Origin of the sequence: Pseudalkalibacillus sp. Hm43 (assembly GCF_051842935.1) — a bacterium.
GTDB lineage: Bacteria > Bacillota > Bacilli > Bacillales > Fictibacillaceae > Pseudalkalibacillus.
Window position 1 is genome coordinate 2,822,776 of the sequence record NZ_JBPXRR010000001.1, and the last position, 14,879, is coordinate 2,837,654.

Annotated in this window: 10 protein-coding genes; 5 read left to right on the forward strand and 5 right to left on the reverse strand. The window is 39.9% G+C overall.

Annotated elements, in window-relative coordinates; all coding sequences use genetic code 11:
* The first annotated feature begins 128 nt into the window (after nt 1-128).
* Complete coding sequence (locus tag ACSVDE_RS14735; RefSeq protein WP_439301623.1) at nt 129-569, forward strand: hypothetical protein; 441 nt, start codon at nt 129-131, stop codon at nt 567-569.
* 167 nt (nt 570-736) lie between these two features.
* Here ACSVDE_RS14735 and ACSVDE_RS14740 read toward each other — a convergent pair whose 3' ends face one another.
* The 5 genes from ACSVDE_RS14740 to ACSVDE_RS14760 form a co-directional block, all read right to left on the reverse strand.
* A complete protein-coding gene (locus ACSVDE_RS14740; protein WP_439301624.1) occupies nt 737-4,927 on the reverse strand; it encodes a cell wall-binding repeat-containing protein in 4,191 nt (1,396 codons plus the stop codon).
* Between the two features lie 227 nt (nt 4,928-5,154).
* Nucleotides 5,155-7,185 (reverse strand): cell wall-binding repeat-containing protein, encoded by a 2,031-nt coding sequence (locus ACSVDE_RS14745; protein WP_439301625.1) that lies wholly within the window; start codon nt 7,183-7,185, stop codon nt 5,155-5,157.
* 146 nt (nt 7,186-7,331) lie between these two features.
* Nucleotides 7,332-7,796 carry a hypothetical protein gene (locus ACSVDE_RS14750; RefSeq protein WP_439301626.1) on the reverse strand — a complete coding sequence of 155 codons (465 nt, stop codon included), beginning with the start codon at nt 7,794-7,796 and terminating at the stop codon, nt 7,332-7,334.
* 187 nt (nt 7,797-7,983) lie between these two features.
* Nucleotides 7,984-8,844, reverse strand: coding sequence for a LysM peptidoglycan-binding domain-containing protein (locus ACSVDE_RS14755; protein WP_439301627.1), 861 nt, complete (start codon nt 8,842-8,844; stop codon nt 7,984-7,986).
* A 165-nt stretch (nt 8,845-9,009) separates the two neighbouring features.
* Nucleotides 9,010-9,843 (reverse strand): hypothetical protein, encoded by an 834-nt coding sequence (locus ACSVDE_RS14760; protein ID WP_439301628.1) that lies wholly within the window; start codon nt 9,841-9,843, stop codon nt 9,010-9,012.
* A 289-nt stretch (nt 9,844-10,132) separates the two neighbouring features.
* Here ACSVDE_RS14760 and ACSVDE_RS14765 point away from each other — a divergent pair, with 289 nt between their 5' ends.
* From ACSVDE_RS14765 to ACSVDE_RS14780, 4 genes are all read left to right on the forward strand, one after another.
* Nucleotides 10,133-11,746, forward strand: coding sequence for a hypothetical protein (locus ACSVDE_RS14765; RefSeq protein WP_439301629.1), 1,614 nt, complete (start codon nt 10,133-10,135; stop codon nt 11,744-11,746).
* A 79-nt stretch (nt 11,747-11,825) separates the two neighbouring features.
* Nucleotides 11,826-13,034 carry an ABC transporter permease gene (locus ACSVDE_RS14770; protein WP_439301630.1) on the forward strand — a complete coding sequence of 403 codons (1,209 nt, stop codon included), beginning with the start codon at nt 11,826-11,828 and terminating at the stop codon, nt 13,032-13,034.
* Nucleotides 13,031-14,179, forward strand: a complete 1,149-nt coding sequence (locus tag ACSVDE_RS14775) for an ABC transporter permease (protein WP_439301631.1) — start codon at nt 13,031-13,033, stop codon at nt 14,177-14,179. The genes ACSVDE_RS14770 and ACSVDE_RS14775 overlap by 4 nt, the downstream gene beginning before the upstream one ends.
* The gene (locus ACSVDE_RS14780; RefSeq protein ID WP_439301632.1) at nt 14,166-14,873 is read left to right on the forward strand and encodes an ABC transporter ATP-binding protein; all 708 of its coding nucleotides are present in this window, start codon (nt 14,166-14,168) and stop codon (nt 14,871-14,873) included. The genes ACSVDE_RS14775 and ACSVDE_RS14780 overlap by 14 nt, the downstream gene beginning before the upstream one ends.
* Nucleotides 14,874-14,879 lie beyond the last annotated feature (6 nt).

Consider the following 14,879-nt stretch of genomic DNA (forward strand, 5'->3'; position numbering starts at 1 on the left):
TACTTTTCAGCTAGCACCTAACCATCTATCTGATGTATATTTTAGTCTTCTTCATAACCAGTGGCATTGATCTAAGTAGGAAGAAGCCTTTATTTATTATGAAAATTTATAGGTTTTTGGAGGTCAGCATGATATTAAAGAAGCTTAATGCTTCAATTGTAACATATTGGATTTCATGTATTGTTGTGTTCTTGATGTTAAGTCCAACTGAATTTGTTCTCACAGACTTCCAAGATATGAATAGTGTTATAAATAGTTTCTCGCTATTTTCCTATGTGATTTTTTTGGGTGTATTTTTATATGCATATCCGGTTGGAATAGTTGCAGAATTGATACTGAGAAAAATACCAGCAGGAAAAAGTAGTTTTAAATTTATTATTTATATTTTCTTTGCAATTGTAGTAGCAGTTTTATTTATGTTTTCACTATTGGGGCTGAGCTTTTTTTCAATTGTGGTAGCATGTTTATTTTTTGTAATTGAAGAGTTACTGTTTAATCGAATAAGCTTAAAACAATATAAAACCATCATGGTTGTATCCTATATAATTTTTGTAATGACCTTATTTTGAATCCTTTTTAAATAGAATTTGGTTATTCAATATATGCGACCCGGCTTTGAGTATTTTAAAAGAATTACTGTGTTTCATTTTGAACCTCACAAGTAAACCCGTTACTAACATAAGGTATGTTTTTTCATAGAAAAAAAGAGCGAGGGATTTCCCTCGCTCTTTTTCTATTAATCTTGTAACGCTTTACGAAGTTGGTTCTTAACTTCTTCTGATACCGCACTGTCTCCACCAAGAACGTGAACCGTTTGGATATCATTTGTTGTGTCATACTTCGTCAAGAAAGCTTTCACTTCTTTTGGAAGTTCTTTTGATTTCACTAGTACTAGCGAGCTGTCATTCATTGTTACTAGTGGAGTCGCAGACAATGCATCTGGGAAGTTATCTCCACTTGCTACAAACAGCTTGTTGGAATCTAAAGCAAATTGCTCTAAGATCGCAACTAATGTACCGTAGCGGTTAGCTCCTTTAAGTCGCTCTACCATACCTGCTACTTCTTCAGCAGCCTGGTAAGCAGAATCTTTCACCGCTGCAGTTCCTCCAAGAACGTATACATCTTCGTTCGTAAGAACTGCTTCCGCTTCTTTAGTCAGAGATTCACCATCAGTAAGGACGATCGGCATGTGATATTCACCAGCAACCGCTCCCGCACTTAGTGCATCAGCAAAGTTCTTACCGGTTGCAAGGAATACACCGTTACCTGACATAAATCCTTCATCTTGAAGTTTTTCAACGATTGCCATGTTGGTACCGTAACGGTTCTTTTGATCACCTGTACCAGCAAGACGCTCAATGTTGTTTTCGTCAATCTTCAATTCGTCAGTAAGTGTTTTTACAACGTCTTTCGATACAACACCTTCACCACCGACGATGATGACGTTTTCTGCTCCAAGACGAGTGATTTCATCCTTCACGTCTTTTGTAAGCCCTTTGCTACCAACCAATAGGATTGGTGCATCGTAATGAGCTGCGAGTGGACCAGCAGATAACGCATCAGGGAAGTTCCATGCAGTAGCAAGTATAATCGTTTTACTATCCTCTGCTACAAATCCGTCTGGATACATCGTTTTAGATGTTTCAACAGATGTTAGAATACGATCTTGCCCTTTGATGACATTGATCATATCCCCGACGATTTCTACTGGTAACAATGTCAACACTTCATCCGTATCAGCATCTTTCAAGAATACTCCAGAATAGAAATCTCCGCTTTCTTTAGGAGCCGTAATCTTAACGTCAGTTGTCAGCTTTTCACTTACGCCAAGTTTTACAACTTCATCAGAAGTTTCAACGGATCCTTTGCCTTTCTCACCTGGATCAAGCACTCTTGCTTCTGTCAATGTAAAGTCAATATCCGTTGGACCACCTGATACTGTAGAGTAACCGTAGACTGCAACTAGATATTCACCGTCTTCTAGGCTCTTGAAGGATACCTCTTCATCAGAGGAAGCAGATCCGGAAGAACCAATCATTACTGGCTTTCCATCAACCATTTTGTAGAACTCTAAATCTACATCATCACTTGGATTTGTAGGATTAGAAGTCTTCACAGTCAAGGAAACATTATTCTTAAGTGTTAGTGACTTAGTAAAGTAACCTTTGTTTGGAACAGTTTCACGAGTCTTCATGCTTTCAGGATTACTGAATGCAGCACCTTCTACCTTTACATTACGAGCATCTTTAAGGTAGTTATGGAAAGTAACAGATTCCGTTACTTTTTCTCCAGCTTTCGGCTGGTTCATTGTAATTTTACCCGGAGTTTTCGCTACTCCTTGTACGAAAGCATCAAGGGAGAACTTGTTCATTTCTTTTCCAGGTTGTGGCGCAAATGAACCGTATACCGCTACTTCCCAAACGCCTGGCTTAGGAGATTCAAATACATTTTCTTCTACACCAAGTCCGCCGTTGCCATAACCAGCATAACCCTGGTAACTACTCACTTCGTAACCGTCTGGGTTGAATACGATCATACGTACTCTACCTTGGTATTCTCCACTTTCCTTTAATGCACTTAATGCAAAACGAACTTTGTCAGCACCTGGTTTTACATCAAAGTAATAGCTCTTAGAACGTGAAGCTTGTACTTCACCTTCATAGCTATGACGGAAGTGGTTTTCAGCAGTGAATTGATCACCATGCACAATGGTTTGGTAAGAACGTGCTTCAACATATGGAGTAGAAGCATCATCAATTACTAGAGTACCTTCGTTTCTACCGACTTTTAGTGCATCTGTGTCATAATTCACCTTTACAACTTCACTCTTACCTGGTTCAAGTGTCATTGAAGATTTGGATGGCGTAAACCAACCTTCACTTGCTTTTAATGTAAGGTTCTTTTTCTCATCAGAAGTGTTCGTCACAAGGACTTCTACTTCTTCAGGCGTTTCACCGTTTCTTACATACAGGCCTTCACCACCGGATACTTTTTCTCCGTGGTAAACTGTTACATCTACTTCTTTCAACTCGTTGATGAAGTTGGATTTCAAGTAATCAAATGCAGCTGGTACATCAATTAAACCAGCACCTTGTTGAGTACGAGTGTACCCTTCCATTGGGTTTGCTGTTTGAATCAATGCTTCCCGAACTGTTTCGTAATTAAATGGTACACGGTCTGTTTCTGCTGCATCCTTTAAAGCTGCAACGACACCCGCTACGTAAGGAGCTGACATACTCGTTCCTTGAAGAACATCATAGTTCCCTAAGTGTGCAGGGTATGCTGCAAAAGATGCCCCTGGAGCTACGATATCAGGTTTTTGCATTCCATCCTCACGAGGACCGTTAGAAGAGAAGTACCATAAACCATCCGCAGGATTCGGGTTACCATCCTTGTCTTTTCCGTATGGATACGCTCCATACTCTGTTGCCCACATCGTACTGTTGATGTGTGCACCAACTGAAATCGCATCTGAACTTGTTCCTGGAGATCCTACTGTATCTGCCCCAGGACCGCTGTTTCCAGCTGAGATAACAAATACAATTCCATGATCTTCAGATAAGATGTTTACGAGTTGGTCATCAGCGTCTGTTCCATCATTCAAGTCAGGTTGAGAACCTAAACTCATATTTGCTACGTCTGCACCAAATCCACCTTCAGACTCAGGCAAGGCTGCATCAACCATAGAACTCATGATACTAAAAGTAGATGCTCCACCAGTAGCTTTAAATACTTTAAGTCCTACAAGCTCAGCCCCAGGAGCAACACCTTGCATTGCCACAGCACCCATACCGTTATCAACAGCTGGTCCATTCGCTGCAGTAATACCAGAAACGTGGGTACCATGTCCGTTTACATCGAAGAAGATGTTAACGAATGGATTGTCTGGGTTAACAGGATTCTCAGAACCTAGTGAATTTACTCGGAAATTCGCACCAACTTCATCATCTGAAGTATCTACGTCAAACGTACCCGCTTCGTTATTACCGAAAGCGACTTCGTCAGTGAAATCTTGGTCATTGTCTGTATCGATATATACTTTATCGTCTACAAGCAATACACCAAATTCATCAGTTGTGCCTTCCATTTCACCTTTCGAGTTCTTTACTTCTTTAGCATCCGTAACACCGTCTGCATTTAGATCTCCAGCGTACACATCAGGCATTAGCATACCGAAATGGTACTCGTCATCATTTGAATCGAGTCCAGTTGTATTGTATGTAGTTCCGTCAACATCAATTGAGTCCGCTTCTGTAATCGCTTCTCCAAAGAGTACGTCACCTTCACCAATAGGCACTTGGAACTCATTACTTTGATCGCCGATTGTGTAATCTCTTACTCCCACAATCTTTGATTCTCCATATTTACCATCTTCACCTAATTCTTCGGTGAAAGCTTCATGACCTGGGTCTGGACCTGAGTCAATAATCGCTACGCGGATTCCAGATCCATCATATTTATCGTGGAAGTTATCAACACCTGTTGCGTCGTGAGTTTCCTCCGTTGCAGGAACCACAACTTCTTCAGCAGGTTTATTCACAGGTTTAAGATCGGCATCGTCCACTTTTTCAAGTTTTACTTCGCCATTTTTACCTAATGAAGCTACTGCATCCAAGTGATAGACATCCAACACTTTGGCAGTAGGTACATTTGCAAGATATACATAGTTCTTGTGGTTATAAAGAACTTCTACTCCTAATTTTTTCAAATCAGAAGAAATATCTTTCTTCCCTTTAGTGACGATAACTAGTTCTTGGGTTTCATTTTGACTAAGTGCTAACGAGGAAATTTCTTGTGAAATTCCAGGTTTGAACTTTTTTGTTGCGTCTAATGCAGCATCGGCTTCTGTTGCACTGAATCCAGCAAAAGAAGAAGCCACAATTGAAGCACTCGCAACAACCGAAAGAAACTTTCTTTTGAATGTCATTCGTTTTCCCCCTATATTAATGTTTCTGACCGCAAAATATTACTAATTACCCCCCTTTCTTCAAAAAATAGTAAAAATTAGCACGATTCTATTTTATCTCCTATAACTTGCCAGGTCAATTGAAAATTCTAAATAAAACTATTTTTCAGATTACTTAAAACGACAAAATTTTCATTGAATTAAAAAGGTCCATTAGCCTATACTCCTAGATGGACCTTTCAGAATTATTATTTTGATATAAACTTTGAGTCAATCTCCCATGCTGTCGGAATAGAGATAGCGGCAGATCCGCCTAAGATTCTGTAATCAGAAACGTTATATCCTTTCATGAAATTGATGGAAGACTTGGTTGTTGTCGAAATGGTAGGAGAATTCGTCAAAAGCAGAGACGTCCCTTTAGTAGAAGCTAGTGCACTTCCCGCCAATGCATCCGGGAAGTCGTTTGCAGAAGCTATATAAATCTCACTATTAAACTGTTTAAAGTATTTCAAGACCTCATAATTTGTTTCATAGCGATCCTTACCTCTCAATCGAATAGGAGATGGTAGCTTCTTCGCTACATCATTACTAATCACACTGTACCCTCCAACGATAATCGTTTCTTGAATCTTATGCTTTTTCAAATACTGTTGGGTAGCGTCTGGTATTTTGTTTGAATTGACGTAAAGCACAGGGATTCCTAATTTTCCTGCTATAGGAGCGATTGATAAAGCATCAGGGAACTGTTGACCTGAAACGATAAACGCTTTTTTAGAAGCGCTTGTAGACGTTTCAGCAATTTTTACAGCTGTTTCGTAACGGTTCACTCCCTTTAACCTTACTGTCTTTAACCCGCTATTTTCAATTTTATTCTTAATAGAATCTGAAACCGCACCCGATCCTCCTAGTATCAGAACTTGATTGGCAGATAACCGTTTAGCTTCATCTACTATTTTCCCCACCTGGTTTTCATTACGAATCAATAATACAGGTGCTTCAAGTTTAGTAGATAGTTGAGATGCAGCTAGACTATCTGGAAAGTCGTTCCGTGTGGCAAGGATGATAAACTTTCCACTATGCTTATCCCCTTCAATTTCGATTACTTTATTTTCAAGCTCCGTCCAATGTGATTTAGAAATTTGTATACTTGTTTCTGTTGCATTAGCTCCATAGATCCGATTCTTTTCCTTTAGGTAAGCTAAAGCTTGATCAGTTTGAATCAGTCCTCTTCCTAACTCAGGACTGATTGGTTTTGCGGTACTTTTTATAATGTCTCTAAGTTGATCATTATGTAGTGTAGGCTGGTGTCGTATGAGCATCGCGGCTAATGAAGAGACCATCGGCGTCGACATACTGGTTCCTTCCATATAACCGTATCCACCTGGGAAAGTACTGAAAATTTCTGTACCTGGGGTAACGACATCAACTCCGGACCCATAATTGGCAAAATGCGCCTTTTCTTCTGTCCCCGTTTTAACTGACGAAACAGCCAATACTTCTGGGTAGGCAGCTGGATAGACGGTTCGATCCACATTGTCATTTCCAGCTGCAGCCACTACCAATATATCCTTGGAAGTTGCATATTGGATAGCTTCATTTAGAGCTTGGCTGTTATTGTACATTCCTAAGCTCAGATTAATGATATCCACATCCTGATCAACTGCGTAATAGATGCCCTCTATTACGTCAGACATGTCCCCTTTTTCTCCTTCCAAGACTTTTACAGGTAAAATGTTCACTTGTTGGGAGATCGCTGCGCCACCAACTTCATTATTCGTTTTTGCACCCACAATTCCAGCAACATGGGTGCCATGTCCATCTGTATCATCAGGGATAGTTTCTGGATTAAGAATATTTTTACCAGATAATACTTCCAAATCTTCATGGGTGTGATCAACACCTGTGTCTAGCACCGCTACTGTGACATTCTGTTTTGGTGAGAAGACGCCCCATGCGTTCATTACATTGATTTGATTAAAGTATGATTCTTGATAAGAGAAGTACGGGTCATTTGAAACATTTCCCATTGTATAAACTGGCTGGTCCAATTCCGCGTATTCAACAAGTGAGCTGTTGTTGAGTTCTTGCAGTCTTTTTTGAGCTTCCGACTTTTTTACTTCCAACTTTTTTAAGTCCGGTTTTCCAATTGATTGCGTAATAAAAGTATCTGGATTTTTATATTTTACGAGTATCTTGACCTCTTCTTCAGCAGAAACATTGTTATGTAAGAAAAACAAAAGACATAAACCTACTAAAATAGAAACCGTACGTATCTTCATTCTCGATGCCCCCAAATATTCTGATAATTATAGGATACATAATTTCGGCTTCGGTTTACACTATTTTTTGCAGTAGTTTAATATAAGGAGATTTATATGTTAAAAAAGATGACCATGAAATGAGTTCAAGGTCATCTTTAATATACTTACATTTTTCCCGCAGCTACTTGTTCGTTTGTAGTCTTTGAAATTTTTATTTCATTAATCATTCTCTTTATATGGAACGGTGTCATGAAAATACCAATTGCAGCAGATACGACAAATTTATACACAAAGAAAATTACCCACCCCATAATTGGAAGTATTAATATGAAGTTCGGTGTAATTTTGTTGACAGCCTTCCAACCTAAAGGAACTCCAGCAAGTATGTACCCCCATATGACAGCTGCCATGAATGATGAACTTAAACCAAAATTAAAACCTAAAATAAACAATACTCCTGCAATGATCAAGCTCTTTTTAGCGGATGACTTTGCTGAAACATTATTTGATAATAAACACTGCTCACAAAGTATTGCTTCAAAACGATCCGCGCATTCTTTACATAACCCTTTCCCGCAACCATGGCATTGTACAATGACATCTAGGTCATTATGCATGTAACACTTCAAACCCAATTCCCCCTTATTTTCTTTTATAGAACTTTTACACCGTTATTATCGACCTGCAATTTGTTTATTTTAGATATTTTTGTAATTAAATACTATTTTTATAATCATTTATACCTATATTAAAAGTATGTAAAAAGGGTTAAGATCCTAACGCCTTAACCCTCTATGAGATAATCTAGTTATATAATTATTTAGGTATCACTAATTGTTGTCCAGGGTGGATGAGTGATGAGGTCAGTTTGTTCACTTTCATTAATGTCTCGACAGATACACCGTATTTCTTCCCGATTCCCCATAGGGTGTTACCTTTCTGAATGGTATAAACGCTGTAGGAATGAACACTGACATCCTTATGCTTTTCAGCTCCAGGTAGTAGGATTGTTTGCCCCGGGTATATCCAATGGGATTTAATATCATTGAGCTTTTTCAACGTTTGGACATTTGTCCCGTATTGACGGCTGATGTCCCATAGCGTATCCCCTTTGGCTACGGTATGAAACTTAACAGACCTTACAGATACGTTCGAGTCTGAGTGATTGGCTTGCGTTTGACCTCCACCATTGATCACTTTTAATTGAGGAGCTTTGTTCACACTTGCTGAATCAGGTAACACTCTTCTTGCTGTAACATAACGACTGCTCCAGTAATAAGGTGAAAAAGGATTGGCATACCCGACTCCAGAGCTCTGCGCACCAATCATCTTTCCATTCCCCGCATAAATGGCCACATGATTGATTCGCCCATCAAAATCCGTATCGAAAAAAACTAGATCACCCGCTTGTAGATCCCCGCTACGAACTTTTTTTCCAATCGTCGCTTGGGCTCGACTCGTTCTCGGCAAGTTGATGCCGTACTGCTTAAATAGGAATGCTGTGAATGACGAACAATCAAAGCTTGAGGTATTTCCGACTGCTGAGCCATACCGATAAGGTGTTCCAAGATACCTCTTGGCTTGATTCACCACTTCCTCACCAGCATGTGCATATGCTTCACTCCCGACGCTCATGACAAACCCCGCTGCCAACGCACTCGGCAAAACCTTTTTCATCCGAATCCCTCCTGTTGTTTTTTCGACGGATATACGACTTGGACTCGGTTGCTTTATGCCTGTCTGTGTCGGAAAAGCCCTCTATTGCTCGGTCTAACTCAACTTATGCCGTTTAGCACCCAATTATCACAACATCCTACTTTTATCATAAAAAAAGATAGGAAATTATCTTGTCCTGGAACGAAGCATGAATACGACACTGATAGCTGCGATGACGATTAAAAACGAGAAGAATACATAAACCATTAAAGGAATTTGTTTCCCCTTTACGTTCGAAGAAGCAAGTTTCTTTTGAGTGGTCTCATTTGTTGTATTACTTTGGATCTCCACATCGCCTGCATTTGAGCTTGTGAAGATGGAATCCCCATTCATTTCGTCTCCGTTTTCATCTTCATCCTGACTTAAATCTCGATCTTCGCTTTCTTCCGTTTCTTCATCTTCTTCGTCGCTGGTTGACTGTTCATTTGATTCTTGATCTTCCTCAGTACTTGTATCTCGATCAGAATTTTGTTGTTCAGATTCTGGGTTTGTGACCACAGGTGGTTCAGATCCTTCATCTGGTGGTTCCGTAGGTTCAGGTGTAGTCTCTGGTGGATCTGGTTCAGGTTCAGGTGTTGGTTCTGGCTCTGGTGTAGGTTCAGGTGTAGGCACTGGATCAGGAGTCTTATTCTCTTGAACTACCGTGTATACTGTAATCAGTGCTGTAGAATATTCACCACTTGGAAGTGAAACCTCGAATTGTTGTCCACTGTATCTTACTGTATGGGTCGCTAGACCGGAAATTCCAAACTTATTTAATTCTTTTACATAGTATCCTTGAATGACATTTGTACATGGTTTGCTGGGCCGGGCTGGATTCTGAGGAGTATGTAGGCTCGATATGATTGTCATTTCACAAGTCGCTTGATTCGAGCCTGTCGCATAACCATTCGGCGGTGGAAAAAAGAAGATTGTTAACAACACTATGCTCAATAAATTGGTATACCATTTGTATTTCAAATTATCCAACTCCCAACCATCTAAATAACTAGTATTCTATTGTACCTTATCGGCTAAGTTAGTAATAAAGTTAAATAAATAGTGAATTAGTAAATTATTACTAAACCATTATATTGCTAAAATGATGGTTGAAACCCTTATATTGAGGGTGTAGGATTAGAAGGTAAAGCATTTTCAAAGAATTTCCTTAAATATGTCGAATGTTACAAATTTCATATCGAGAGCTTGTTCGCATGAATAAATTAGGAGATTCATAAATTGATAATACATACATATTAGGGGGAGAAAAATGTCTGCAACAATTGAACCATCTCAACAGTCTAAAAAAAGCAAAAAACCGCTTATTATATCTCTGGCTGTCATCGTTCTACTCGGAATCAGCGCAACGGTGTACGCACTCTTTTTTGATTTAAGTGCAAAAGAAACCTATTTCTTAGCTGAGAAGAAGACGATGGAACAAACGTCTGAAGACTTCAATCAAATGTTCGCCGTAAATAAAGACCTTGCAACAAAAACGTTGGAGGAACCATCTGATTCATCTGTGAATCTGAGTGTTAAGAGTGTTGAAGGGCTAGAAGCTATCGACCCGAACATTGCAATGTTCAGTTCATTTTTAAATCAGGTACAATTAAACATGTCCACAAAACTTGATCCGAAACAAAACATAGGTCTTGCAGAGGTGAAAGCTGGGATGGGCGGAACAGAGCTTGTTAAAGCGGAGGCCTATCAATCCGATGAAGTCGTCGGCGTAAATGTACCGTTGCTCTATAATCAGTACATGTATATGAACAATGAAGATTTCGGTAAAGTGATGAGTGAAATGGACCCTGCTTATGATGGACCGGAAAAATTGGATAACTTCGTCAAGCTGCAATTAGAAGCGATGCAGAACCGTGAAAAGATGAAAGAAAATGCAGAAGAATACGGAACATTCATCTTTGATCAAGTGAAAGATGAAAATGTTACGATGAAAGACGGAGTCGAATTTGAAGGTGAAAATTACCGTCAAGTAACACTCGAGCTTTCAGAAAAAGAAACAAAAGGACTACTGAAAGAATTATTGAACAAAGTCCGCAATGATGATGAACTTCTAGACCTTTACATCGGTCAAGATATGATGACAAGCTATATGAATTCGAATATGGATGACGTTGATTTTAAGGAAGAGTTTAAGAAAATGTTAGAAAACCTGGAAACAGATATTGACGATATGAAGTTTCCAGATGGACTAAAAAGTGTCATCCTTATTAATGATGATGACCTCATTGTAAAGCGGGATGTTTCTTTTAAATTTGGATCTGAACGAGAAGTTATTAATGCTGAAGTCTCCAGCCATTCATTACGCACTGATAACGTCGTAACAGATGGTAAATGGGAATTGAACATGTTCCCGGACGGTAGCGAGAAGCAGGAATATGTGAAATTCCTTCTCGAAATGAAGGGTGAAAACAAGGGCGAAAACGAAATGGTACGTGATATAAAAGGAACGTTCGCTGTTGCAGAAGCCGGTCAAGTAACCGGAGCTAATGTGGATGCGAGCTTGACAGGAACGCCTGAAGACATGGAAGTTCAATTCGAACTATCCGTTGAAAATGCGATGCAACCGATTCCGCCAGTAAAGGGACATTTTACTCGTAAAGTGGAAGATGATCTCGATAACGGAAACTACTCCACAAATGGAGAGTTTGCTTTAGAAATGGACCCTGGTCTCGGTTCACCAATTAATGTTGTATTCGATTACGAAGCAACAACAGCATTCAAGGAACAACTGAAGTTCCCGAATGTCCAGGAAGATGGTGTCAATGTAGCAGAATTGAACCAGCAGGAGAAAGAACAACTCATGATGGACATTCAAACACGCATAGAAGGTCTTATGATGAATGGACCACAACTTCCATTCTAATGGATGATTCTTATTGGCAAGTGCCTGAGTAACCTCTGCACTTGCCTTCTTTTTACATACTATGTTTAGGGGATAGGACATGAGGGCGATTACACTAGGAACCACACAGCTGAAACAGATCTTGAAACAGCCTGTTTCATGGGTCGTTTTATTCGTCATGCCAATTGCGCTTGTCGGCTTTTTACTGTATGGACTCGAACATATTATAAAAACTGAATCCCTCCTCCCTCCTTTCGATGTTGCCATCGTAGATGATGACAATACAAAGGAAACAAAGATCTTGATTCAACAGTTCCAAGATGACGATGAATTAAGCGAATTGATTACATTTCGAAACATGGATGAGGAGAAAGCCCAATCTTTACTCGAGGCAAATAAGATTGCAGCAATCTTGAAGGTCCCTGAAGGCTTTACAGATGGAATACGCTATGGTGAGAACAAACCTGTTACAGTGATTGGAAATGAGCAACGACCGTTCCAGGCTTCATTATTTCTCGAAATGATGAAAAGTGCTGCGGATTTGGTCAGCGCTGCACAGAGTGGAGTGAACACGATATACGACTATATGGTTGAGATCGGATATAGCGAGGATTACATCAATAGAGTCGCAAATGAAACCATAACGGATTTCACTCTATTTGCTTTTGGACGGCAGAACATGTTTGAAAAGGAGAAAGTTGAGTCTTTACAGGGGGTTGAACCTCTTGAATATTACAGCATCTCTGGTTTTCTATTCCTTTTGTTGTTCACTGGACTTCTTACCATGAGCTTGATTACCTCCTCAAATCGTCAAGTTGATGAACGCCTTCGTACTTTCGGCGTATCAGCTGGTTCTCACGTAGTGAGTACTTTTCTAACACAGGCTGTCATTTTAATGATGCAAGCCCTTATCATTCTCGGTAGTTTGTGGATTCTGACCGATCTGAAAATAACGGGTCACCTAGGTTGGAGTACTTTAACAACACTATGTGCAGTGTTGATCATCAGTATTTGGTATACGTTTCTGAGTAACCTTCCTCTAGGTGAAGGGATCCGTTTTTTTGTGGCTTTTGTTTTCCTCGTTATCTTCACTACTCTAGGAAGCTTAAGCTTACCGGAGTCCTATTTTACTGGAATACTTGAATGGGTGAACCTGTCCACGCTTTCCCACTGGATTCATAGTTTATTAGTCCATTCCTTCTTTATCGAAAATGAGGAGATCCTTTTTGCATGCTTAGGTGTACTTGGGGGAATGGGTGGAATCATGCTCTTCTCTGCATTTCTGTTAAGGCAGGTGAAACAAGCATGAGAATGTGGCATATCATTCTTACAAGATGGAAACTGATACTCAGTAACCGCTGGCAGTTCGTTTTCATGCTCATTTTACCGTTAGTCGTGTTTTGGACAGCTGAACAGCTCTTGAAACAAGGATCAGATGAATTGAAAGTACCTGTCATTATGGTCAATGAAGAGAATGATGAGACGGTACAAACCATTATTGAGCGAGTGAAGCAAAATAAAACGTTGAGGGTCATGGAACATTCTAAAACTACTGCGTTGGAAATGCTCGAGCGGAACCAGGCTGAAGCAGCGGTACTTTTTACAAAAAATCTAGCAGAACAGTTGAAACAAGGAAAGATTAAAAATGTCATTCACTTGTATGAAGCACCAAATGCCATATCAACCGGACTGATTGAGGAATTCGTCGCAAGTGAAGTCATTCGTCTTGCCAGCAATGGAAAAGCAGCGACCTACCTGGATGAGGAGTTTAATGGCGACAAGTTGTATGAGTATGCATGGAAGTATACTGATCAACAATGGGAGCCTCAGCCACTGATGACTGTAAGCTACGAATTAGACGGTCAGAGCGTAGCAGCAGAAAAACAAAGCTCAGATGGCTCCACTCTTCTATTCGGTTTACTTAGTATTTATATCCTCTTAATTAACTTTTATTTGCAGGATTGGGTGTTGACTGAACGAAGAAGCGGGATTGCATCCAGAACAAGGATGTTAGGTGTGAGCAAACTGACCAGATATATTTCTAACTTGGTTGGAACATCCTTCTTGCTCCTTTTGACATTATTGCCGGTGAGTCTTTATCTTCTCATTGGTTTCACTGATTTCTTTCAAAAAGGATGGATGATTGCCGGTTATCTATTTGCCTGTATAGGAATCAGCTTTTTCATAGCAAACCTTTTTACCGAGAAGATGTTTTACCACCTCACAGCTGTAGCTTTTACAATTGTAACGGGCATTCTTGGAGGGAGCTTCATCAAGCTAGAAGAATTTTCCGGAAGGCTAATGCTTGCAGCCGAGTATACGCCACAACACTGGTTATTAAGTGGTCTTATAAGTTCTGACAGTGGTACCAATTTGTATATTTTATTCTTTATCGGATTAGGATTGATCATATTTGGATTAGGAATCGGGGTTGTTCGGCATGATCGAAATTAGAAATGTCCATAAAAGCTATCAGCGGAAAGAAGTCGTTAAAGGGATCGACGTGATGATCCCCCGTGGGGCTCGTGTTGGCTTTGTCGGTTCAAACGGCGCCGGAAAATCAACTTTGATGAAGATGATCGCTACCCTTGTAAAACCTACAAGTGGTGAAATATTTGTAGATGGACAATCTGTTACGAAAAAGAAAAAACAACTGAGAAGACGCATTGGTTATGTGCCTCAAGAAATTGCCCTTCACCCAACTATAACTGTAAAAGACAATTTGAAATTCTGGGCTGGAATGGCGCCTGGCTCAGTCTCTGATCAATGGGTTTTGCAATTATTAGATATGGTTGGTCTGAACGAGAAATTGAACGAACGAGTCGATCGACTATCAGGTGGTATGCAACGTAAACTGAATATCATTATCGCCTTGTTGCATAATCCAGAACTGCTCATTATGGATGAACCGACTGTCGGGATCGATATACCTTCTAAAACTGATATCGTCGCTTTCTTGAAAGCATTGGGGCACGATAAGACGATTCTCTTTTCTTCCCACGATCTGCAGGAAATTGAGATGCTCTGTCACTATGTATTAGTGTTGGAGGACGGAGTTTTACGACATTTCGGCTCCATAAACGACTTACCTTCCACGCAAAATCCGACACAAGAGTTACTTAAGCATCTCCAAATCATACGTGTTTAAAGGGTT